This window comes from Pseudoalteromonas rubra, from assembly GCF_001482385.1.
GTDB lineage: Bacteria > Pseudomonadota > Gammaproteobacteria > Enterobacterales > Alteromonadaceae > Pseudoalteromonas > Pseudoalteromonas ardens.
The window spans coordinates 1,438,366-1,463,452 of the sequence record NZ_CP013611.1 but is presented as its reverse complement, the minus strand read 5'-3'; the positions used below and the strand labels follow the sequence as shown (position 1 = coordinate 1,463,452).

Sequence of the window (25,087 nt, the reverse complement as noted above, 5' to 3'; positions counted from 1 at the left end):
CGCTTTTACAGGCTGCAATAGTCATCATACCCAGAGGATGGCACGGTATCTTTGTGGCGCACATTCTGTTTGCGTAATTGTTCAACCTGCTTGCCGACCTCATTGACTGCGACAATCTTATCTTTGACGAAGTAAACCCAGTCAACATCTTGATAGTACTGGCGCATTTCGTTGGAATTGATGATTTTGTTGGGGTCAAACCACTGGTTAAAGTTTATCGACATTGCCACTTCCGGGTATACGTTGCTGCCATGCTCCGCGTACAGTTTGCCGTTAATGTAGTATTTCAGCGTGCTATTGCCAACTTGCAACACCAGCGTGTTCCAGCCTTCTAGAGGGTTGATGTCGTAGTCATAGGCGTTAACTTTAGTCCAGGGCGTGAGCTGAAAAGTTTCCCAGGAGGTTGCGAACAAGGCATGCCGGTCGGTGCCCCATCCTCCATTTGGCAGGTACTCAAAATCCATTTCACTGTAGTTCTTATCCATAGGGGCGGCCAGTGGGCTGATCGCATAAAAAGTCTGGATCACCCCGTCACCATCCGGTCCATATTGGGGTTTATCGGTAAAAAAGACCCGCGCGGCATAAGTTCCTTCAAGGTATTTCCGTTTATGGCATACCTGTACATGGCGGGTATTTTCGGCACTGCCATCGGTTTTTGAGGTTAACCGCATGACCCGGTTATCCGGGTTATGTGGATCAGCATGGAAGCTCACGCCTTCATGCCACCAGATCGCATTCTTTATGCCGGGATGGCCGACATCTGAGCGTAGTTGCCAGCCATTATCTTGTGCTTGCTCAAAACGCGTATAAGTGAAATCGTCAAACATGATTTGGACTGGCTGAGCACCCAGAGGTTGGCTGGTACAGGCAATCAGCATACTGGCACTTAAGACCGAAAAAGAAAAAAAGACGGGGTTTTTCATCGCGTATTCCTTGTTGTTATTGGACAGCAACAGCGTTGACCGAAACAGCAGGATATACCAGTTAAAAACGCTTAAATTGATAAAAGTGCGCTTATTAAAAAATATTAAATGTTTGATTCTATTAGATTGAATTAAAAAATGAGCCTTAGCTCTTCCTTAAGCAGGCTCATTGGGCTAGTAAGCTGTGTTAATTTTGTACCTCAACTTCCTGACCATCGGTCAGTCGCTCTGCGCCGCGTACTGCAACTCTGTCTCCTGCGATAAGCTGATAGCTTGGCTTAGGGGTAATGGCTACTTGCTGGCCCTGACCCTGGCCTACTGTCACGGGAATTTGTGTTGCAGTGTTACTGGCATCGATTTTTACCACGTGAATACCTTGTTTACGCAATATCAGTGCATCGCGATTAACTAATAATGCCCGGTCGCTGGCTGCCAGTGGCACGGACACATCTACCAGTTGTCCCACTGCCCAGTGCTGTTGGTTATCTGACTCTTCCGGCTGGTCGAGCATCGCGCGCACTTCAAAGGTTTGCGAGCGTGGATCGGTAGCTGGGATCACGGCACTGACCTGTGCGGTTGTGGTTTGCGGGGCATCCAGATTTCCGGCACTAATAGGTAAGGATTGGCCAGTGTGTACATAGCTCAGGTATTTCACGGGTACATACAGGCGAGCCTCAAGCTGGTGGATGTCCACCAGGTTCAGTAATTCATCAGCCCGGCTGACGTCTCGACCGGCGCGATGGTAACGTTTGCTAATGATGCCTGAGAATGGCGCTGTGACCGTTGCACGGTTGAGTTGATCTTCTATTACTCTGAGTTCAACCTGCGCCAGTGCGATATCTGAGAGCACCAAATCATGGGCATTTTGCACTTTGTCTACCTGACTGGCGGCGGCACTGCTGGTTTTAGCCAGTTCAGTCAGGCGTGCGAGTTCTTGTTTCTGAAATCGTAAGTTTACCCGGGCGCGTTTGAGCATCTCCAGCTGGCGTGCTTTTTCCAGCTCAAGCGGCAGGGTATCCATTCGCACCAGCACATCACCTTTATCAACTTCCAAACCGGGCTCTGCAACGTAGTGTAATCGACCAGACACACCGGCCGTGATGACCATATCACGCTTACCATGTAAGGTCCCATTAACGGCCAGCTGACTGGTCAGCTGGCCCTGAGATATAGGCTCAACTGTCACAGGCTGGGCTGCGTTCACCAGCTGACTGAAGCTGACGGCACTGGTCAAAAGGACGGTGACCAGAGCGTGTTTATATTGACTTGCAAACATTGTGGACTCCTACTGATTCGAGACCAGATTTAACTGAGGTTTGTTGTTATCGTTATTGACCTTCGAGGTTGGTTGTTTATCCCTACCAAGTTGTAACAGACTGGGCATCAGGACCAGCGTAAACAGGGCACTAATGGCCATGCCGCCGACGATAACCGTGGCCAGGCCACGATAAATCTCTGATCCAACGCCGGGCATCAGCATCAGCGGTAGCATACCAAACAGGCTGGTCAGCGTACTGAGATAGACTGGTCGGGCGCGCATTAAGACGGCCTGCTCGACGGCATCACGACGGCTCATGCCCTGCGCTTGCGCGTGGCGGGTCTGATCAACCAGCAAAATCGCGTTGTTGACTACCAAGCCCAGCAAGATGATAAAGCCGATCATGGTGAGCAGGTCTAAAGACTGGAAGGCAAACAGGTTGAGCACATAGAGTGCGACAACACCACCGGCAATGGCCAGTGGCATAACGAGCAGCACCAAGGCGCTGTCGCGGACTGATTTAAATAATGCGGTCATCAGTAAAAATAAAATAAACAGAGCGAGGAAGAAGTTGAGGGTCATTTCTTCTATCGCGCTGTTCATTTTTTGCGCATTTCCGCCGAGGATCACACCGGCTGTTTCTGGTAATTGTGCTTTGATCTTAGGCATTACTTGCTCGGTCAGGATTGCCTGTGCTTGTTGCAAGCTCATCTCTGCTGGCGGTGTAACTATGATGCTGACTGTACGGCGGCCATTGATCCTTTGGAGCTGGCTGGGCCCCACGGTACGGGTGACCTGGGCAAGCTCGCCCAGTGTCTGGATCCCGGCATCCGGCGTGAACAAAGGCAAAGCTTTGAGCTCTTCCGGTGTTTGCCACGTCTGACCGCGTAAAATAACGTTCATTCGCTCGTTGCCGTTAAAGTACTCATTGATAAATAGCCCGCCGGTAAACGCTTGTACTGCCTGCGAGACATCCTGACGAGTCAGCCCGGCCTGAGTAATACGGCGGTCATTGGGATGCAACCTGAGCTCTGGCTCTGCCATATCCAGGCGTGGCTGTGGGCGCGCAGTGGCGTCGGGCATTGCGATTTGGACCGCTTGCAGGGCAACTTCTGCCCCGGCAACCAGGTCGTCCATATTTGGCCCGGTGAGTTCGATATTGATATCGCGACCGTCACCGCCGTTGGCAATGTTGATCATCGATCCCCGGAAAAAGAACACCTGAGTATCTGGCAGATCGACAAAAATTTCTTCCCGGGCCACTTGCATTAGCTCCTCAACTCGCTGCGGATCTGCGGAGTAAATAAATCCGCCGGCATTGGCGCCAAAAATGTAAAAGTTGAAGTCTTTGATACCAGGTTGCTTGTCGCCGTGATAATAAGGCATCAGCCGCGCTCTGACGCGTTTTAGCAGCTCCTCTTCCATATAGGCCATATTACCACCGGGCGGCGTGATCAAATTGAAGAAAAAGCCATCTGTCGGGGCGCGTGGCATGAAATCAGTTTTTGGCAACATGGTCAGGGTGACGAGTGCAGAGCCGCCGAGTAAGGCACAAACCCAGCTGAGTTGCTTAAACTTGCTGTTGGTCAGACGCATGATGAGAGCGGTCAGTTTGTGCCAATAGTGTTTGTAGGGGTCGGTTTGCGTTTTGCTATCAGGCAAATAGCGGTTGGCGACCGGAATAATGGTCAGGGCACATAATAAGGAAGCGACCACAGCGATGGAGAGGGTCAATGCCAGGTCGGAAAATAGTTGCCCTTCAATACCTGCCATGAATAAGATGGGCAGAAAGATGGCGACGCTGGTGGCTGTAGAGGCAAACAGGGCACCGGCAACCTGTCCCGCACCGCGTAAAGCCGCCTTATAGTTGTCGAACCCGTTAGACTTCAGGCGAGCGATATTTTCCTGCACTATGATGGCCGCATCCAGCACGAGGCCGACAGCGAAGGCCAGACCTGCCAGAGAAATCACGTTCAGGCTACGCTCGAACGCATTGAGGGCTAAAAAAGCAACCATCAGAGAGACCGGGATCGTCGCTGCGATGATCAGCGTGGTTTTTATCCCTCTAAAGAATAGCCAGAGAATGGCAAGGGACAATAATACGCCCAGTCCGAGATTGCTCTTTACTAATAATAACGCATTTCGAATATGGATCGAAGCATCGTAGCTGAGTTCAATCGCAATGCCTGCTTCAGGCAGAGGACCTGCATTCAGTTCGGCTATCGCCTTGTTGATGCCATCAAGCAGGGCCACTGTGTTGGCACCATTAGCCCGGGAGACGGTGATATAATAGGCCGGCTTTCCGTTACGGCCACTCATCGCTCGTCGGTCGGAGTAAGTTTCGGCAACGGTAGCGACATCACCGAGGTAGATGGGGCGATCCTGAGAATAGGCAATGCGCATTTGCAGCATATCTTGAAGATCGTATTGACCGGTAAAGCGCACAGTATATTGACGTCGCCCTACATCGGCCAGGCCCCCTGAGGTATCTCTGGAGCTGGCCAGAGTTTGTCTGATCTGCCCTAAAGTGAGCCCCAGAGCGGCTGCTTTGTGAGGATCAAAGGTGATGCGAAGCTCTTTAGGTCGCTCACTGGCAAGGTTGACCCGGGCAACGCCCGGAATGCTTGCAAGGCGTGGCTCAATGAGTTCTTCAATGGTTTTTTGGTACTGTGCCATATCCAGGTCTAAACCATCACCTTGGTAGTGTAGCGGGGTGACGAGCAAAGAGGCCGCGTTTGGTCCGGCGGGACCACCATTGCCACCAGCACTGACCACCGGGTCAATGGCGTCCAATGGCAGTGGCGGTGCCTGATTTAGGTTAGTCAGGACATCCAGCATTGCTTGCTGCATGTCAGTACCGACGGCAAAAGTTAAGGAGATAAAGCCGTTGCCACGGTTGATGGTGGTGTTTACCTCCAGCGCGCCTGGCGTATTTTTAACCGCGTTTTCCAGAGGTTCTATGATAACGGATTCGATTTCTTCGGGAGCCGCTTCCCGCCAGCCAGAAAATATGGTTATTTGTGGTTGTTCTATATCCGGCGTAAGTTGGATCGGTAACTTAAAAATACTGAGAATGCCAAACAGTATTAGCAGCACCAGGATCACGATGACAGCGGCAGGGTTTTTTAGTGAATTGCGTGTCAGGTTCATAACAACGTCCAAGTGTTGAGCTTCACTGTGCAGTTTAATGAAATGACAAAAAACTGCTAGCATCAGGTAAGCCCGCATTTTTAAATTTCACGACAAATAGCGACATATTAGCGGTGATTGACCAAGCTGTAATACCTTGTAACGATTTCATCAAATTAGACACATTTCAGACTGCCACAGCCCGGCACTTTTTGAGTGCTTTTTAAACGAATGCCAGATCAAGTACGCTTGGCTCAGTGAGGGTGAAAATGTACTGAGTGAGTCATTGATTTCCTAATCCAGATCAGAAAATGTCATGAAAAAAACGGTGAATTGACTACTTTTTGACAATAATTTCCGGTAAGCTTCGCGCGCATTCCTAGGTACAATCCCAATTTAGTATGGGATTGGCCGAACGGACCAAGATGAATTGAGCTTAGAAGGAGAGTTGAGATGTTTGTTGCGTTAAAGTGGGATCACCAGATAGGGGCCCATTTTGTTTCCTGGATTGTCGTTGAATGTTCGGCCGTAAGAGAGAAGTTTGGCTTGCCTCAGGCCTTGCCACCGCGCCGTGATGTCGCCTATTTTGTCGACCCTGCCACTGCCGAGGAAGACGCAAAAGCGTTCGCCGATTATAAAAATGGCGTCACCAATATTGAAACCAGTGGCGACTACGCGCCTTATCTGTCTGACCATCACGGTTACTGCCACTACAGCTGGGATCACACTTACCTGGAAGAGCTGGTCAAACATGCTGTATTGTATTGGGAAGATGGTAAGCACGCCCAGCCGGAGCCGGTGCGCGATGATGTCGCGTATTTTGCCTGCCCTAGTGACTCAGAAGCAGATAGTCGCTTTTTCGCCCAGTATAAATTGCAAACTTCTGCTGAGGCACTCGCGAAAACCGCGTAGCGATGTGGCCCACTTTTGCCGTGGGCCAGGTGCTTAGATTACTGAGCCGCTAATACGTCAGCCGTGCTATAAGTTGGATAGCCTGAAGGCTTGAATCGATTGAGGTTAGTCAGGAAACGGCTGTCTTTTACTGGTAAAGTTGCCGAGCCGTAGTCATATAGGTTTAGCTTGTTACGCAACCCCTGATTGTCTATGCCATCTCCTGACATAGTATACCAGCTGATAATATTTGGCGTCACAAAGCGGTTGTAACCATTTTCAGCCACTTCATTGGATTTGGCGAATCGAAATGCATGAGTCAGAATGCCGTCTTTGTGATAGACAATTTTTAGATGGCCGTTTTCAAAAGGTAACTCATTGGCTGGTTTTGTGTAAAGGTCTCCGTGAGCGCTGTAACTGCCATGTGTCACCTGGCCATCTTTGGTCCATACCGCTGCATACTCCCAGTCATGGCGATGGCCGCCTCCAAAGTATGGAAATACCTGATCCTTCTTAAAATACATTGCATAGAAGTGACCACAGAAACGACCCTGTTCGGTTTCTTTACAGGCATGGCGATGTACAGTGTTTGACGTGTTTAAGAATTGGTTGTCACGGCAATTGCCACCCAGACTGCCTGAGGTTTTTAATCCTGCATTTTGCTGCCCACTGCGGCTGATCCCTGCACTGGGCAGGCATCCGTCCCCATCAAAATCGAATACGGGTTCGGTCCCATTGATTGCATAGCCAGAAGGTAAGGCTTGATCGAGTGCCGCAAAATCATTTGCCAGTGCCCCGCCGCTAAGGAGGCTGGATGTGATCAGAGTGAGTGCACGTAGGTTTAGTGTTGTCATGTTTGTTCCTTACATCATAAATTGTCGTCATTGTGAGATGGGAATATGATATAAGGGTAAATTAATTGTGAATTTTTTTGTTGTTTTAGAGTGAGCTTTCTGTATCCAGCTTTTTGGCAAAATCTGCCTGAACGATTTCAAGTGCGGCGAGCACCTGCTCTGCCGGTACATTATTTTCTTCCAGCAACATGATCAGATCGACGGCCAGTTTAATGTGCTCAGGTGCGTGTTCTAAGGTATTTTGGGTCATGGCTGAAATTGTTTCTTTTTCGAAATTTGTGAAAGTGCATAATCAACGGCTTCCTTGACCCGTGCTTCCATCTCGGTTCTCTCGTCTGTCGGCAGATAAAACTCCATATCGACATCGAAGCGAATATAGCGAGCAGGTAACCGGTTCAGTGCGGTACAACACAGGTCGGCCATGACATCTTCATCATACTTGTGGTCAAGGCCGCGTTCCTCAATATTTTCGAGCACAATCTTTTCGTAATAATTGTGCAAATCATCATGAAGTTTCATCGTCATGCTCCATTTTGAAGTTATTGTAATTGTACAACATAAACCACCTCAGTGGTTAATGCCAGTGGCAATTTTTAACGACGGGTGTGTGGGTAAATGTGTTGTTATTTAAGGGACTTTGAGACAGTGAAGCGTTCCGGCCAGACCTGCTGCAATGCGATAAAAAGCTGCATATGCACGTTGACCAAACGGCTAACCGTACGCTGATAACCGCCGCCAAGCGCTGCCATCAAAGGAATACCCTGCTGCCTGGCATGGCCTAATACCTGTGTATCCCTTGCCAGTACACCTTCCAGGCTAACCGCTAAATGCCCGAGTTCATCAAGGCGATATATATCTGCCCCGGCATTGTAAAGGATGATGTCTGGTTGATGGAGACGGGTGCACAAAGACAGGGCGTCGTTGAGTGTTGCCAGATACGTAGCATCTGAGCAATCGACCGGTAAGGCGAAGTCGTAATCGGATTGACGTTTCAGTTTGGGAAAATTCTGCTCACAATGCAGCGAGCAAGTGATTATTTGCGTATCGTCAGCCAGGATTTCTGCACTACCGTCACCCTGGTGTACATCACAGTCTAGTAGTAATACCGAATCGGCCTGACCGGTTTGAATAAGGTGTCTGGCAGCAATGGCCAAATCGTTGAAGATACAAAAGCCGGCAGCCCGGTCGCTAAAAGCATGATGATAACCACCACTCAGGTTGGCAGCAAAGCCATCGCTGAGTGCCTGTTGAGCAGCTTCTAATGTTGCCCCCACAGAATGTAACGTACGTTCTACTAATTGCTCTGACCAGGGAAACCCCATTCGTTTGATTGCGCCGTCGGGCAATGTGCCATTAAGAAACGCAGAGACATACTCGGGATCATGACATAGCGTGATTTGTGCCGGTGAGGCGACTAAATTAGGTTGGATCAGCCCGCTGGCACACGGGGTCTGTAACAGTTGTTGATAGAGCAGGCGATATTTCTCAATGGGAAACCTGTGCTTAGGGGGCAAAGATAGCGCACTGTAGCTGGGATGATAAAACAACATAACGTTACTATTACTTTGTTCAGGATCGACGCTGCTTTTCTTGCTGCTGAATCTTATCCTCGGTTGCACTGATGGCCTTTCTGCACCGCCCAAGTCGACCGTGCAGGGCAAGGATCTCTTTGTTTAGCTGGCTTGCCTGCTCGGGTGATGCTTTGATCAGTTGGTTCTGACGTAGCGAGATCATTTCTTGCAGTCGCCGCTCGAATTCGTGATTTTGAGATAACTCCTGATAGAGTTCATGAGACGGTTGCATGATCTTTTTCACGGCCTGACGGTACACTTTTGCCTTTCTATGTGGCTGAAAGCGGTTTTCCTTGGCCCAGACCCCGGTTGATTTAAGCACCTTAATAATGGCTTCAATTTGTTCGCCAATGTGTTCCACTGCATATTGCAAAGCATGACGCTGCGACTGTGGGGGCAAGTTTGCGACTGCTTCTTTCACTTCATCCACATAGTCACTGAGCTTCAGGCTTTTGCTACGAAACACATGGCTGTCAAACAGGCTGGGTTGTGACTGAATATAGCGGTTTTTATCAAACCATTTTGCTTTATCAAATTGCTCAGCATGATGTTGCAACTCGTCAACGCGTTGTCTGAGTTTTTCCAGTGGCTGACTCATACCATGTAGGCCTCAACTATTAATTTAGCGGTCAACACGATCACCACGGCATTAAACAAGGGTTTAATCAGTCGGCTGCCAAATTTGATTGCTGAATGCGCACCAAGCCAGGCGCCCAGCATCAGAAATGCACCCATGGTCAGCCCTAGCATAAAGTTGACATGACCTAATGCGACAAACGTGATCAGGGAAATGAAGTTCGAGACAAAGTTCATTGAACGCGCCAGACCACAATTAAGTAATAGACTCATTTTGTATAGCATGTCATTAGATGCTGTCCAAAAAGTGCCTGTACCGGGACCAGCCAGACCATCAAAAAAGCCCAGGGACAGCCCTTGTAGCCACTGTTTAGCTTTCAGCACGCCTGTCTTTTTCGGTAAGTCGATGGAGTCGCTGTGACTCATTTTGCCAAACAGGCTATACAAAGCAACCAACAAAATGATGATCGGAATGAGCTTATTGAGAAATTCAATACTCAGTGAATCAACCAGCAAAGTGCCCAGTGCAGCACCAATGGCCGTGGCCAGAACTGAGGCGGCCCAAAACCTTGGGTTAAAGAGGTTTTGTTTATAATAGGTGAAGCTGGCGGTTAACGATCCGAAGCTGGCTGCCAATTTGTTGGTGCCCAGTGCCACATGAGGTGGTAGCCCTGCGGTGAGTAAGGCGGGTACAGTGAGCATGCCGCCACCGCCGGCAATCGCATCAATAAAACCAGCGGCTAGTGCAACTGTACATAGTAAAGCCCAGGTAGCTGGGTCTAAAGCAAATTCGAGCATGGATTAGTCTATTTGTTTTGCAAAGGGTGGCAGCGTATCCAGCATCGCCTTGCCGTATCGCTTAGTAACCAGGCGTCTGTCAAGTATGGTGATGCGGCCAGAATCCGTTTCTTTGCGCAGCAGTCTACCACAGCTTTGCACTAATTTCTTGGCAGCATCCGGTACAGTGATAGATAAAAACGGGTTGCCACCTTTTGACTGAATAAATTCAGCTTGTGCTTCTTCTACCGGAGAGGTCGGCACGGCGAAGGGGATTTTAGTGATCACCAGGTTTTCGAGATATTTGCCTGGCAAATCGAGTCCTTCTGACAGGCTCTGAGTGCCGAATAAAATACTGCCCGCGCCCAGGTCGATGGCCGCCTGGTGGCGTTTCAATAGCTCTTCACGTGATAGTTCGCCTTGTACCAGGATCTGCCAGTTTTGTTTTCGTAGCTTAGCTACAACGTGATCCATCTGCCAGTAGGAGGCAAACAGCACCAGGTTGGCCTTTTTCTTGTCCAGAAAACCAGGCAAAGCCTCGGCCAGATAGTCGCTAAACGCTTTATCTGTGGGATCGGTTTTTGTTTGGGGAATATGCAGCTGCGCCTGTTTAGCATAATCAAATGGCGAGTCGGCTTTAATGTATTTGACGCCGGGTTCATTACTGAGCCCACTTTCGCGCGCGAAGTGATCAAAGTTGCCCATGGCACTGAGAGTAGCAGAACACAGCACGGCACCGGCGCACTCACGCCAGAGGTGATCTTTGAGGTAAAAGCCAACTTCTATCGGGCAGTCGCACAACAAATAGTCATGGTGATGTTTGTAATCGAGACGTTTGATCCAGCGAGCATGAGGTGTGCCTTCGCCCTTTGTTGCATAGCTGAACCACAGTTTATTGAGCTGCTCCAGACGATTAATATACTGGCCGCTTTCGGCCAAAATGGGATCGGCAATAAACCCTTGCACGTCACCGTCATTCACGTCCAGTGTAAGCGCATCATGCATCTTGCTCAGTGCCCGAAGTGCATCCTGAGTCGCATCGGCAATGTCTTTGGCCCGTTCTTTCAGTTGCTCTGGCACTTCACCATGTAAAAAGCGGTGCGTGTCATCATCATTATAGCTGTAGTCAGATTGATCCAGCATGTCTCTGACCTGGCGTAATACCTTGTTGGCGTCATTGGCGGCATCGTTAAGTTTAAAGTTCTGTCCGATGGCTTTTTGAGAGACCACGACATTGGCCATTTTACCGCTGAATTTGAGTAGCTTATCGAGCCACTCTATGGTGCCTTTAATGGTTGCGGCAGCCGAAGAAAAGTCGCGGGTAATATGTGGTAAATGGTGAGCTTCATCGATGACGTAAAAGGTATCTTCGGGATCGCTTAAAATCGTCCCGCCCCCAAGTTCCAGATCAGCCAGTAACAAGGCGTGATTGATCACCAATACATCCATTTGGGCAATTTTTTGTCTTGCGAGATGAAAAGGGCACAGATTATGAGATTTCAGTTGTCGTTGGCAGGCATGCTTATCACAGGCAATGAGATTCCAGACTTTGTCGGGAATGGTGTCTGCCCAACTATCTCTGTCACCCTGCCAGCGTTTATCCTGATAGGCTTTCGCCAGTTCCTGTAAACAGCGCTGCTCCATGGCAGATAAAGGCGCACTGGTGGTGGGCATCAGGGACATTTGTGTCTCTTCGCCGCTCACGGCAGCCAGCAGTTTTTGTACGCAGATGTAGCGCTGACGCCCTTTAACCAGGTCAAATTTGAAGTCGAGCCCGGAGTGCTCTCTAAAAAAGGGCAGCTCTTTATTCAGCAACTGTTCCTGCAGAGCCACCGTGGCAGTGGAGATGATCAGCTTTTTCTTTTTTGCCAACGCCATGGGAAGTGCGCCCAGACAGTAAGCCAGCGATTTACCAGTGCCGGTTCCAGCTTCAATGACGCAAACACGCTGAGACTTGTGATAGTCGCCTCCCAGCGTTTTAGCGATTTCTGCGACCAGATAATTTTGCCCGGCGCGAGGGCGATAGCCTTCCAGTTGTTCAGCAATATTGGTGTGCGCCTGGCGGATGGTTTTTTTTAAAGAATCTGACAGCATGTAGGATCGCTTAAGCAAAAAAGTATGGATATAATTACAGGTATTCTATTCTAGGCGGGGATCCCCTTTGGCACAAGCGGTATATCAGGGCTTTATCCTTTCACGGCAGCAAATCCACCTTAACAACCAGTTGCACCTCTGTTACTGGTTGAAATCTGCCGAAGGCTTGTTAAAGGTGATCACCGAGGCACAACAAGCGGTGCTGTTTACTCGCACTGAGGAGGCTGAAAAAGCGCATACTCTCTTGGCGGGACAAGTCAAGGGGGTGGAGCTCCGACCCCTTGCACTTAAACACTTTGATCAATCCGCTGTGACGGGCCTTTATTGTCGTACATTAAGTAGCTACTACCAGTGCAAAGAGCACCTGGGCTCTCAGGTTACCTTATATGAAGCTGACATTCGTCATGCGGATCGTTATCTGATGGAGCGCTTTATACGTGGTGGTGCCTGGGTATCCGGTCATGCAGTGAAAAAAGCCGGCTATATTGAGATCCAGCAAGCACGGCTGAAACCGGCACCGCATTATGTCCCTGAGTTGTCTATGTTGTCGCTGGATATAGAATGTAGTGGAGAAGGGGTGTTGTTTTCAGTTGGGCTGGTGACGCAAACACAGCGGCGCGTCATCATGATTGGAGACCCTCAGGCAAGTGATGTGGATGTTCGCTGGGTTGATGATGAATTGGCTCTGTTGCAGGTATTAGTCGAGGAAGTTAACCACCTTGATCCAGACGTGATCATAGGCTGGAACGTGATTGAGTTCGATTGTGTTGTGCTTCATGAGCGTTCAGAAGCATTAGGCGTCTCATTGAGTATTGGCCGGGATGGCACCCCAATACAGGTATCCAAAGGAAATTTTACCCGAGTGTTGGTAGCTGGTCGGGTGGTGCTGGATGGCATAGATACGATGAAGAATGCCACCTACCATTTTGAAACTTTTAAGCTTAGCTATGTGGCCCAGCAGGTGCTGGGGGAAAGCAAATTACTTACTCAGGATGACAGGCTGGAGGAGATCATCCGCCTTTTCCACCATGATAAGCCTGCGCTTGCAGCCTATAACCTGCAAGATTGCGTATTAGTCTGGGATATCTTTACTCAGTTATCTTTGCTTGAGTTCGCTATTGCCCGAACTCAGTTAACCGGTCTTGAGCTCGAGCGTATGGGTGGCTCAGTGGCTGCATTTACAAACTTGTATCTGCCGTTGTTGCATCGCAGCGGTTATATCGCGCCGAACTTGGGGGAACATGGCCTGACATTCGACAGTCCTGGAGGGTATGTGATGGACTCGCGGCCAGGGTTATATCAAAATGTGCTGGTGCTGGACTTCAAAAGCCTTTATCCCTCTATTATACGTACTTTCCACATCGATCCTATGGGACTCATCGAAGGGCTTATCGCCCCTGACAATGCAATTAGCGGATTCAATGAAGGCGCTTTTTCCAGAACCTATCATCATTTACCTAAGCTGGTAGCCCAGTTGGCACAAGCCAGACAGGAAGCCAAAGATCGGGGCGAAAAAATGCTGCAGCAGGCCATCAAGATCATTATGAATAGCCTGTACGGGGTGCTGGGGTCTCGGGGGTGCCGATTTTATGACCCGCGTTTGTCTAGCTCCATTACCCTGCGTGGTCACGAAATTATGCAGACCACACGTCGCTGGATTGAAGAAATGGGCTATGAGGTGATCTATGGTGATACAGATTCAACCTTTGTATGTGTGCCAGAGTCTTTGGCTCCGGTGCAGTGCCAGCAGCTTGGTGAGCGCCTGATGAAAGAAATTAATCAACGCTGGACGCAGCAGGTTGACAGCCAGTTTAGTTTACCCAGTTATCTGGAAATTGAGTTTGAAACCCACTATAGCCCGTTCTTTATGCCGACCATCCGGGGTCAGGAAACGGGATCTAAAAAGCGTTATGTCGGTCAGATCCAAACCGAGGCGGGGGCTGAGTTGGTGTTCAAAGGGTTGGAGACGGTGCGCAGTGACTGGACTGAGATTGCCAAAGAGTATCAGCAGGCGGTGATCCGGGCCTTATTTGATAATGAAGATGTGGTTGCGGTAACGGAGCAATACATCGCATTGATCAACAGCGGTCAGGTTGATAATAAGTTGGTCTATAAAAAACGCCTGGGCAAACCGCTGAATGCCTATGTTAAAAATATCCCGCCTCATGTCAGGGCTGCGAAAGAAGCACATAGTCGTGGGTCTGCGAGAAACCTGGGTAAGGGGAGCCAGGTTGCCTACTATATAAGTACAACAGGTCCTAGGCTGGTTCAGGGCGTGTTATCCAGCCCAGATTACAGCCACTATATAGAAAAACAGATTTTACCTATTTACCAGATGCTACCGGATGTTGACCTGGATGCCATTACCTTAAATGGTCAACGAACGCTGGATTGGTCCTCAGATTTGTAATAGCGTGCAAGCGGTTTTTTAGCTGCTTGTAAGCAAAATTTATTTTCCGTTTATTTGACGCTCATCACAGAAAATCAAGTGAAACAAAGCTTTATTTGAATGTAAATACATACTAACAAAATTGGTAATGGTTTGTTTGGGTACTATTTTTTGCATAAAAAAGCAGCAAACAAACCAAATTTAAAAATATTTTTTTTAACTAAAATGCGACTTGCATTTCTTTCCTGATATTGGTCCCTGTGTCCTTTGTGTACAGTCTCTATGTGAATTCAATTAAAAAATACATTTATTTTGAAGTGAGTGGTAATTAACTTTAAAACCCTGTTAAAAGCTTGGGTTTTCGTTGTTTTATTGGTGTGCCTATCTGTTAAGTGGGGGTGGTTTGACGCTTAACACAGGTCGCGATTAGTATCCGTCGCGAAAATTCAGAGACTGCTGAAATTTACTCGGCAAGCTCGTTATAAATACCAACAATACTCATGCTTACCGCTACGCGTAAGCCCAGGGAGAAAACACATGTTGAACACTAAAGTAACTAAGGCCGTGCGTTTAGCACTGGCATTTGGTGCTGCGTCTACGGCTGTGATCGCACAGTCAGCAACAGCTCAGGAAGGTGCCGAAAAAGTAGAACGCATTGAAATCACAGGCTCGCGTATCAAGCGTGTCGACATGGAAGGTGCAAGCCCGGTTGAAGTAATCTCTACCGCTGAATTCGAAGGCCAGGGCCGTGTCTCTGTTGCCGAAGCACTTCAAAGCGTTACTTCTAATAGCTTTGGCTCTATTATCCCAAGCTCAGGTAACAGTGCACAGTCACAATCAACTGTGAGCCTGCTGGGTGCTGGTGCAGGTCGTACTCTGGTACTGATCGACGGTAAGCGTATGGGTAGCTCACCTTCACTGAACGGTGGTGGTGCCAACTTGAGCTCAATCCCGATGGCAGCGGTAGAGCGTATAGAAATTCTAAAAGATGGCGCTTCAGCTATCTATGGTTCTGACGCCATTGCGGGTGTTATCAACGTTATCCTGAAAAAAGACTTCGAAGGGGTGTCTTTTGATATTCAGGTAGGACGTCCTGAAGCAGAAGGTGCTGACTCTAAGCAAATGTCAATGGCATTTGGTGTAAGCTCTGATAAAGGTAATATTACTTTTGTTTACGACCATCAACAGCGCAACCCTATTTTTGACCGTGATCGCAGCTATACTGCCGCGTCAATGGAAGATAAAAACAAAGATGGCCTGATCTCTATTTATGATGAAACTGTCGGCATCAGCTACTCTGGCGCGACTGTTAAAGGTCCTAACGGCATGCTTGCATCTCCAAAGTGTGACGAGCTGACCAAGAATGTAGACGGCTTCGTAGGCGTACTTGATCAAGGTAGTGCATTAGGCGGTGTTGGCGGTGGTCAGGTTTGTGGTTATGCATATGCTGACGTTTCTGCCAACATGGCGTCGACTAAACGTGACTCGGCGATGGCGAGCATTACCTATGAACTCACTGATGACCTGGAGCTTTTCGGTCGTGCAATGTTCAGCCGTAACGATTCTTTTGGTCGTTATGCACCAGCAGCTGCAAACTGGAATGATATGGCAGCAGACAATGAACATAACCCTACTGGCGAAGTAACGAAAGGCTATTTCCGTTGGTATCAACTGGGTAACCGTGACGGTGAAGTAACGGATTACCAGCAAGATTACACTTTAGGTCTGAAAGGTGCCTTCGGTGATACGGCTGAATGGGAGGTTTCTTACCACAAAGCACGTCTGGACTATCGCGATGTTGGCCGTTTTTATCTGAGCAAAGCGGGTCTGTCTCACAATACACTAAATGATATTGCGCTTGATTCAGAGCAAGGTATCGCTAACATGCGTGCCACAACTTACACAGAAAACCAAAGTGAACTAGATCATGTGTTTGCTGGTGTTGGTTTTGAGTTTGGTGAGCTGGAAGGCGGTGCTATTGCCCACTATGTGGGTGGTGAATATTTCGATATGACACTGAACTCTCGTTATGATGCACAAAACGAAGCTGGCTTGATTGGTGGTAGCGCTGGTAGTTCAGGTGCGGGTGAGCGTGATGTAACAGCCGTGTTCTATGAAGTGGCTTTCCCTATCCTTGATAATCTGACACTGAGCGCAGCATACCGTTATGATGACTACAGTGACTTTGGTGGTGAAGGTAACCCAAGCGTGAAGCTTGACTATCGTCCAATTGACGATTTGCTACTTCGTGCTTCTTACTCTGAAGGTTTCCGTGCACCATCTCTTAAAGAGCTAAATGCAGCTGATTCAACAGGCTTCCCGAAAGCTACTGACTATGTATTCTGTGAACAGCAAGGTATTGCTGCATCTGATTGTACTGAAGCAAGCTATGAAGAGCTACGTCAGGGCAATAAAGAGTTGGGTCCAGAAGAATCAAGCTACATGAACCTGGGTGTTGTTTACTCTGGCTTTGAAAATGTTTCTATTAAAGTAGATTACTTCGAGCTTGAAGTAGAAAACTTGATTAGCCTTATTGAGGTTCAGGACTTAGTTGACCTGCAGTCTGCAGGTGCATATGACGCACTGGTTGCTGAAAGACCAGCAGTTAAACTGGTTCGCAATTCAGACGGTTCAATCGATAAAGGTTACACACAGTATTCAAACGGTGCATTCATGTCGCGTAAAGGTTTCGATATTGATGTATCTTACAAGCTAGAGACCGCATATGGTGACTTCAAATTCAGAAATGTAACAACACTTCTGACAGAAGTTGGTGAAGACATTTACTTCAGTGGTCCAACAATCAATGCGAAGAAGGCACCAGAGCAGCCAGAGCTTCGTTCTCAGTTCACTGTGAACTATGCTGTTGATAACTACTCTGTTAACTGGACGACAGATCTGATCGACAACACGTATCAAACTGAGACTAAGCAACGTCTTGATTCTGGTCAACACGTAGTAGAATACTCAGGAACTTTGCCTACTTATGTAACACATAACCTGAACATCAAGTACTTCAGCGATGGTTACGGTACATTCACACTGGGTGCACGTAACCTGTTCGATAAAGGTGTAGTGTACAATAACAATGGTTTCTACGTAGATTACCCTCTGTATAATGCAGGTCACATTGGTCGTGAAATCTTCGGTGGATACCGCATCAGCTTCTAATTTGCAGATGAACTAATTCAATAAAAAGCCCCGTCAGGGGCTTTTTTTTGCCTTATTCCTGAGTCCACTGCGGGTCTGATATTCTAGCCTTACCTTCTTTGAATATTTCTCGTTCGTATCTTTTTTGATTGTAAAGTGACCTCTGATCGGTCAGCAAGCCCCATTGTTCCCCTGAAATCTATCGTTTCCAAGCACAGTGTGATGGGTTGGAAAAATTGTACCCATATTAAACATTTCGTTCACAACCTTATGTTTAATATGTGGTTGTCTATGTGCTAAAGATCACTAAATGATATAAAAACTGTTAATAATATAAGTCCCCAATAAAGGTAATTGCAAAAAACACATCAGACTATGTTGACCTAGTGTCTAGTTGTTGTTTAAGATGCATCACTAAGTTACCGTTTTGGTAAAAATACAAAGCGTTTGTTAACGCAAAAAATAAATATAACCATCTTGTATGGTCCAGGGAGAATCCAATGTTAAATAATAAAGTAACAAAAGCGGTTCGCTTAGCGATCGCGTTTGGTGCTGTGTCAGCAACTGCGTTCGCAGCCAATGCTGAACAAGGCGAAGAGAAAATCGAGAAGATTGAAGTTACCGGTTCTGCTATTAAGCGTACAGACCTGGAAGGTGCTTTGCCTATCGATGTGATCGACGCTTCTGATATCGCAAAATCTGGTGTGACTAGTGTACCAGACCTAATTGCTAACCTACCTGCGATGCAGGGTTTCACTGCTGCTGGTGAGTCAGTAGGTGGTGGCGGTGCAGGTATTCAAACTGCGTCACTTCGTAACCTTGGCGCCGAATACACGCTGGTTCTGGTTAACGGTCGTCGTATGGCTTCTTCGGATTCAGGTTCGAGCATCGACATTAACTCAATTCCTCTATCTGCGATTAAGCGCGTAGAAATTCTGAAAGATGGTGCATCTGCATTGTACGGTTCAGACGCTATCGCGGGTGTTGTTAACTTCATTCTGAAAGATGACGTTCAATCTACAACTGTAAGTGCACGTTACGATAAGCCTTCAGATACATCTAGCTCAAACTTCTCTATCACAACAGGTTTCGGTGACCTGGACAGTGATGGCTTCAATGTCATGGTGAGCTATAGCCGTGATGAGCAGGATAACCTGCGCTCAATTGACCGTGATTTTGCAAAGACTGGTTTCGTTGAGTTTGAGCACGCAGGCCAAAATCTGGTTGCAATCGCGGGTTCTTCAAACGCAATCCCTGGTAACGCATATGTTAAATACTACCAGCGCGATGATGCTGGTGAGTTTGTACTGGATGACAACGGCAAGCGTAAAACATCAACGTACTCTCTAAACCCTTACAAAGAAGTAAACGGTGCATGTCACACAACAAGTGCGCCTTCTGGTAATGCGTGTCAATTTGACTACACTAGCACGCTAGAAATTCAACCAGAAAGTACGCGTGACAACTTGTTCCTGCAAGCGACTGCCGCAATTAGTGACGACATGGAAGCATATGTAACTGCGTCTGCGTCTAAGTTTGAAATGATTACGCGTATCGCTCCGTACCCAACTGGTGGTTTCTCTCTGGACGAAAACAGCCAGTTTGTACAAGACAACGTAATTACGCACCTACCTGATGCTGTTAAAGCTGATATGGTTGAAGGTGGTGTGTCAGCACGCTGGCGTGTACTTCCAGGTGGTAACCGTACTGATGAGTGGACTGCAACTACGTCTCACATCGTTGCTGGTCTGCGTGGTGAATTGAACGAGTGGTCTTATGACTTCGCCATCACCAGTTCAGGTGCAGAGCGTGAACAAGTTCGTCTTACTGGTTACCCGTTAGAGAAAGAGTTCATGGAACTGGTAACTTCTGGTCAGGTTAACATCTTCGACGCACCAGAAAACCTGTCTGACGAGCAAAACCAAATGGTTGCAAACACTATGTTTAACGGCCTTTGGGACACCACAGACACTGATTTGCTTGCTATTGAAGGTAAGACTTCAGGCGCAATCGCTGAACTGGATGCAGGTACTGTATACTTGGGTGTTGGTTTCGACTATCGCCAGTCAAGCTACTCACTGACCAATGGTGCGGGTCAAAATGCAGAGATCGTTCTGTTTGAATCTGCTGGTACTGAGTTCGACCTCGAGCGTGACAGCTACGGTGCGTTTGCAGAAGTTATCGTGCCAGTATTGGAAAACTTGGAAGTAACCGGTTCACTACGTTACGACGAAATCGGTGAAATCACTGATTCAAAACGTACTGGTAACCAGACTGTTAACGACAGCGTTGACGATACGACTTACAAGATCAGCCTTTCATACCGTCCTACTGACGAATTGTTGCTACGTGCAAGCTACGGTACAGGCTTTAAGGCTGCGACCATGCGTCAAATCGCGGCACCTCGTCTTGAGTTTGGTGTAACTTCATCTCCATATGATTGTCCTGCTGGCTTAGCTCCTGAAAAGGCACAATACTGTCACCAGGATAAACTGCAATATGATGTATACCGTGAAGGTGAAAAAGATCTTCAACCTGAAACATCTAAGCAGTACACCTTCGGTTTCGTATGGGCTGGTGATACAGGTACAAGCTTTGGAATCGACTACTGGAACATCAAGATGGAGAACGAAGTTCGCCGTCTGACTCAGAACCAAATCTTCGGTGACCCGGTAACTTATGATGATCTGTTCACTACTAAAGTTGACAGAGGTACAGGCGATACAGTACTTGCTATCATCCAGCCTGCGCGTAACGTTGGTGAGTCTCGCACTTCAGGTATCGACTGGCATGTTGATTTCACAACTAACTTCTCATTTGGTGAACTGAAGTCTAGCCTGATGGGTACATACCTTATCGAAGATGAGAGTCTGCGTGTAGGTACTACAGATACTTGGGATACTAGCCTTGGTAAAGTAGGTACGGATGAAGAAGTTGCTTTCCGCAACATCATTAACTTCAACAACACATTCACACATGGTGACTTCACGCACAGCCTGAACCTTAAGGCGCGTAGCGGTTACACAGATGCAAGCGCAGACGTTAGCTTCTATGTTGCTCAGGCAGACGATTGGGATTCAGCAGTAGACGGTAGTGTTATCCAGAAGCACATCCCTGTTTACATGACGTTCGACTATCGTCTTGCTTACGCTTGGGGCGACAATGCAAACTTTGCATTCGGTATTAAGAACTTGTTCGACAAAGAGCCTCCGTTCACTCTGAACGCAGCAGCTGGTCACCAGGTTGGTTACGACCCGCGTTACGCTGACCCGTATGGTCGTACTTTCTACCTACAAGCAGATTACACATTCTAATTCTGCCTGACTAAGTAGAATCTTCTAACGAGCCCCTGCAACAAGCAGGGGCTTTTTTGTTGCAAATAGTCACAATCTTTTTGTTGCGCTTTATGCATTAGTTGTTTTTTTACAAAATGCTTATATTCGTCTAAATCCCACCATATTCAAATATTGTTATTCACTCTCTGAGTAGGTCACCTTGATGTTATCAAAGTGATTAAATATCCATCAAATTTACGTAAAAAAAGGCCCTGAAACGGCTACACATATGAGTCAGATAATTTAATTGTTGTAACCTATTGTTTTTAAGGTGTTTTTTTGTTTCTTTTTTGGGTTTTTTGTTTCTGTTTTAAAAAAGGTTGTTGACCTTTTGTTTTTCATGCGATTAGTATGTTTCACCAATATGGCTAAAAGTGCACGCACTTGTTACCCATATAAAATCAAGAAAATACATAAAAACAATGCTTTAAAAGATTTATTTAAAGCCAGGGAGAAAACAAATGTTAAATAGCAAGATCTCGAAAGCGGTCCGCTTAGCACTGATGTATGGTGCAGTGTCTGCTACAGCTTTTGCAGTAAACGCAGAAGAATCAGAAGAGAATATCGAAAAAATTGAAGTAACAGGTTCAAGCATCAAAGGTACAGACCTTGCGGGTGCACTTCCTGTGAACATTATCTCAGCAGAAGATATCAAAAATACTGGTGTTACCAACGTTGGTGATCTGGTAGCTCAAATTCCTTCGATGCAGGGTTTCACAACACCTGTATCTTCTGTCGGTGGCGGCGGTACTGGTCAGGCGACTGCATCACTTCGTGGTATCGGTGAAGCCTATACACTGGTACTATTAAATGGTCGTCGTCTTGCGCCTCTTGACTCAGGTAACGCGGTTGACCTAAACTCTATCCCGCTTGCTGCAATCGAGCGTGTTGAAGTACTAACTGATGGTGCATCAGCGCTTTACGGTTCTGACGCGATCGCTGGTGTAATCAACTTCATCCTGAAAGACCAAGCTGATGAGACTACTGTGTCTGCACGTATGGACCGCCCGAAAGACGGTGCTGAGTCTTACAGCCTTGGAATTACAACTGGTTTCGGCGACTTCGACCGAGACGGCTTTAGCATTGTTGCATCTCTTAGCCATGAAAAAACTGAAACACTTCGTTCGAAAAATCGCGATTTTGCAAAAACAGGTTTCCTTGAGTTTGAAGTTGATGGTAACTCTTACTTTCAGTTAAATGGTTCAGGTAACGCAATTCCTGCAATTGCACACGTATTCATTGGTGAGCGTGATGAAGAAGGTCGTCCACTCGAAGGTGCTTACACGAAGAGCTTCAGCCCATACTATGCACAAAACGGTTCTTGTGCACCAAATACTGCGGTATCTCCATTTGCTAACGCCGGTGGTGAGGACTGTGTATTTGACTTCACCAGTACACTAGAAATTTATCCTGAAAATGAACGAACAGCACTTCTTCTTCAGGGTGATTTTGCAATCACTGACGATATTCAAGCATTCTCAACGCTGTCATATACCGATTTCACTTTGACTTCTCGTATTGCTCCAAACCCAACTGGTCAGTTGAACCTGGGTGCGGTTAACGGTGATTCTGCAAACAGTGTTCTTTATACTAAGTACGTTGAGCAACACCTGACAGAAGAAGAGAAAGCTAATGCAACAGAGTTCCGTGCTGCATGGCGTGCACTACCTGGTGGTAACCGTACTAACCAGTATGACAACACCGCTATTAACGTTATTTTAGGTCTTGAAGGTACGGTATTGAACGATATCGATTTCAACACCGCTGTTGTTTACTCAAAGAATGAGCGTAAAGACAACATCAAAAATGGTTACTACAACCGTGCTACTTTCGCACCAACCATTGCATCGGGCGCAATCGACGTTTTTGCTACGGCAGACGAGTTTGCTGGTGACCAAGCGTCACAAGATGCAATTGAAAGTGTACAATGGCGTGGCCTTTGGGATACAGTAGAAACAGAAATGTTGTCTTTTGATATCCGCGCGTCTCAGCCTCTGTTTGAATTACCAGCGGGTGAAGTATACGTAGGTTACGGTGTTGATTACCGTGAGAACAGCTACGCACTTATCCTGACTGACGCACAGAAAAATCGTGAAGCAAATGCGCCAGCTAACGATACTGGGTATGACCTTGAACGTAGTCAATACGGTGTGTTTACTGAATTCCAGGTGCCAATTCTGGAAGATCTGAGTGCAAACCTGGCGTTACGTTACGATAACATCGGTAAAGTTAAAAACAGCGATCCTTCTGATACTCAAAACTATGAGTCAAACAGCGATACCACTTACAAGCTGAGCTTACGTTATAACGCGACAGACAACCTGGTTCTGCGTGCTTCATACGGAACGGGCTTCAAAGTTGCTTCTCTACGTAGCTACGCTCAGCCATTGGCTAATAACGGTGTAACTGGTTCTGCCTACACTTGTCCAGATTTGGGCGATGCAAATCGTGAAGCATTCTGTCCTCCGGGTAGCATTCAGTACCAGGCGTTCCTGAAAGGTAGCCCAACGCTGGCACCGGAAGAATCAGAGCAAATGTCAGCAGGTTTTGTTTACTCACCTACAACAGATACAACGATTCAACTTGACTACTGGAGCATTGAAATCGAAGGTAAAGTAGAAGCACCAGACTATGACTACATGTTCGACAATGTCAACCTGTTCAATGACAGCTTCCAGGTCCACACAAGTCGTGCGGATGACACTCAGAGACTTCTGTCTGTTGAGCGTGAGTACATGAACTTGGGTAAAACCGAAACATCAGGTATTGACTGGAAATTCTCTTTCAATAATGAGCTGAGCTTCGGTCAGTTGAAGACAACACTTCAGGGTACCCATATCATTGACTCGCAGTATACTGCGCCGGGTGTTGTACCATTTGAGTGGGAATCTAGCCTAGGTAAGTTCGGTACTGACGAAGAAGTTGTATTCCGTAATGTTGCCCAAATCCAGAACACTCTGACGCATGGTGACTTCTCGCACACACTTCGTTTCAGCTACAAGTCTAGCTACTCGGATGACCGTGTAGAAGTAGTTCGTGGCACGATTGCTAATCCAGTTATGGAAACTGTGTACAACGATGAAGGTCAAGCCTCACAGGCATTTGTTACAGAGCACGTTCAGTTGAAGATCCCTTCATATGTTAAGACGGACTACAAAGTTGATTACTTTGGTTTCGAGAATACTGTCATCACATTCGGTATCAACAACCTGTTCGACAAAGAGCCGCCTTTCTCACTGGGTGATCCAGAAGGTCACTTAGTTGGCTACGAAGGCCGCTACTATGACCAGCTACTACGTACATACTACCTGAGTGTAGATTACAGCTTCTAAGTAGCATAGAGATTAAAAAAGGCCGCTTTTGCGGCCTTTTTTATTGCTAGTTCTTATCCTCTGCTTGCGAGGATAGTGACCATTTACCGGGTTATTTCTTTGAACGTACTTATGTTTGATAGCTTTTATCTCTAATAAGAAGGAAACATTTCTAGCTTTTAACGCTTCTAATATTTAGACTATTTTTAATGTTTTATTTTTGTTTTCCTGGTTTTTATAACTTGGCTTTGGCCATTTTATGGCTTTTTAATCCTATAAAATTATTATATTTATAATGATATTAAATATTATAAATTCTATTTTTTAAAACCCTCAATGCCGAGAGTTAATGCTTGGTTTAATGTTATACATATGGGGGGTTGCGAAAAAATCACTTATCATGTAATGAAAGTCATCAAAAAACATTAATATATTAATAACCTTTATACGGTTTGACTTTTTTGGGTACTTGTTATATACCTTGTTATGAAATTATAAAAGATTGCTTAAAGCAAGGAGAAGTCATGAAAACTAAAGCACTAATTCTCGTTTCTACATTGGGTTTACTTTTGACTGGATGTAATAGCACCAGCAGTTCGAAAGACGATGGTAGCCAAGCAAATAACGGGTATCGTTGTAAGCAAGTTCGTTCTCTTGGGTCAAATATTCCCAAAACAAGTTGCTCTACGTCAAAGCAAAGAAAAGAAGCCCGTAAAAATGCGCAAGATGCATTGCGAGAGAATCAACGGGGTCTAACAAATAACGACCGTTGATAATTAAACACTTCCCATATATAGGCAGGTATTGACCTGCCTATATAATTTTGAGG

General features: G+C 46.8%; 16 protein-coding genes. 6 read left to right on the top strand and 10 right to left on the bottom strand.

Annotation, left to right across the window (positions count from 1 at the left end; all coding sequences use genetic code 11):
- Positions 1-5 precede the first annotated feature (5 nt).
- The 3 genes from AT705_RS06530 to AT705_RS06520 form a co-directional block, all read right to left on the bottom strand.
- Entirely contained in the window at positions 6-923 is a 918-nt protein-coding gene (locus AT705_RS06530) for a glycoside hydrolase family 16 protein (RefSeq protein WP_058795972.1), read from the bottom strand.
- Positions 924-1,110: 187 nt separating this feature from the next.
- Entirely contained in the window at positions 1,111-2,199 is a 1,089-nt protein-coding gene (locus AT705_RS06525) for an efflux RND transporter periplasmic adaptor subunit (protein ID WP_058795971.1), read from the bottom strand.
- A gap of 9 nt (positions 2,200-2,208) precedes the next feature.
- Positions 2,209-5,331: an efflux RND transporter permease subunit gene (locus AT705_RS06520; RefSeq protein WP_058797914.1), complete on the bottom strand. Its 3,123-nt coding sequence runs from the start codon at positions 5,329-5,331 to the stop codon at positions 2,209-2,211.
- A 432-nt stretch (positions 5,332-5,763) separates the two neighbouring features.
- Here AT705_RS06520 and AT705_RS06515 point away from each other — a divergent pair, with 432 nt between their 5' ends.
- Complete coding sequence (locus AT705_RS06515) at positions 5,764-6,222, top strand: hypothetical protein (protein WP_058795970.1); 459 nt, start codon at positions 5,764-5,766, stop codon at positions 6,220-6,222.
- A gap of 38 nt (positions 6,223-6,260) precedes the next feature.
- Here AT705_RS06515 and AT705_RS06510 read toward each other — a convergent pair whose 3' ends face one another.
- The 7 genes from AT705_RS06510 to dinG form a co-directional block, all read right to left on the bottom strand.
- Positions 6,261-7,055, bottom strand: a complete 795-nt coding sequence (locus tag AT705_RS06510; protein WP_058795969.1) for an NPP1 family protein — start codon at positions 7,053-7,055, stop codon at positions 6,261-6,263.
- Positions 7,056-7,140: 85 nt separating this feature from the next.
- The gene (locus tag AT705_RS24835) at positions 7,141-7,305 is read right to left on the bottom strand and encodes a YbaM family protein (protein ID WP_082668929.1); all 165 of its coding nucleotides are present in this window, start codon (positions 7,303-7,305) and stop codon (positions 7,141-7,143) included.
- Positions 7,302-7,574 (bottom strand): late competence development ComFB family protein, encoded by a 273-nt coding sequence (locus AT705_RS06505; RefSeq protein ID WP_010382527.1) that lies wholly within the window; start codon positions 7,572-7,574, stop codon positions 7,302-7,304. Before AT705_RS06505 ends, AT705_RS24835 begins: the two co-directional genes overlap by 4 nt.
- Before the next feature lie 104 nt (positions 7,575-7,678).
- Positions 7,679-8,605 (bottom strand): histone deacetylase family protein, encoded by a 927-nt coding sequence (locus AT705_RS06500; protein ID WP_058795968.1) that lies wholly within the window; start codon positions 8,603-8,605, stop codon positions 7,679-7,681.
- 19 nt (positions 8,606-8,624) lie between these two features.
- Complete coding sequence (locus AT705_RS06495; RefSeq protein WP_058795967.1) at positions 8,625-9,224, bottom strand: primosomal replication protein; 600 nt, start codon at positions 9,222-9,224, stop codon at positions 8,625-8,627.
- The gene (locus AT705_RS06490; RefSeq protein WP_058795966.1) at positions 9,221-10,000 is read right to left on the bottom strand and encodes a TSUP family transporter; all 780 of its coding nucleotides are present in this window, start codon (positions 9,998-10,000) and stop codon (positions 9,221-9,223) included. Before AT705_RS06490 ends, AT705_RS06495 begins: the two co-directional genes overlap by 4 nt.
- 3 nt (positions 10,001-10,003) lie before the next feature.
- Positions 10,004-12,073: an ATP-dependent DNA helicase DinG gene (gene dinG, locus AT705_RS06485; RefSeq protein ID WP_058795965.1), complete on the bottom strand. Its 2,070-nt coding sequence runs from the start codon at positions 12,071-12,073 to the stop codon at positions 10,004-10,006.
- Between the two features lie 67 nt (positions 12,074-12,140).
- On the opposite strand from dinG, the gene AT705_RS06480 reads away from it, so the two are divergent.
- From AT705_RS06480 to AT705_RS25195, 5 genes are all read left to right on the top strand, one after another.
- Positions 12,141-14,483, top strand: a complete 2,343-nt coding sequence (locus AT705_RS06480) for a DNA polymerase II (RefSeq protein WP_058795964.1) — start codon at positions 12,141-12,143, stop codon at positions 14,481-14,483.
- A 516-nt stretch (positions 14,484-14,999) separates the two neighbouring features.
- On the top strand, positions 15,000-17,633 hold the full coding sequence (locus AT705_RS06475) for a TonB-dependent receptor plug domain-containing protein (RefSeq protein WP_058795963.1): 2,634 nt from the start codon (positions 15,000-15,002) through the stop codon (positions 17,631-17,633).
- A 479-nt stretch (positions 17,634-18,112) separates the two neighbouring features.
- Positions 18,113-20,926, top strand: a complete 2,814-nt coding sequence (locus AT705_RS06470) for a TonB-dependent receptor (protein WP_058795962.1) — start codon at positions 18,113-18,115, stop codon at positions 20,924-20,926.
- Positions 20,927-21,408: 482 nt separating this feature from the next.
- Positions 21,409-24,279: a TonB-dependent receptor gene (locus tag AT705_RS06465; protein WP_058795961.1), complete on the top strand. Its 2,871-nt coding sequence runs from the start codon at positions 21,409-21,411 to the stop codon at positions 24,277-24,279.
- 503 nt (positions 24,280-24,782) lie between these two features.
- Positions 24,783-25,031, top strand: a complete 249-nt coding sequence (locus AT705_RS25195; RefSeq protein ID WP_156202311.1) for a hypothetical protein — start codon at positions 24,783-24,785, stop codon at positions 25,029-25,031.
- The last annotated feature ends 56 nt before the right edge of the window (positions 25,032-25,087 follow it).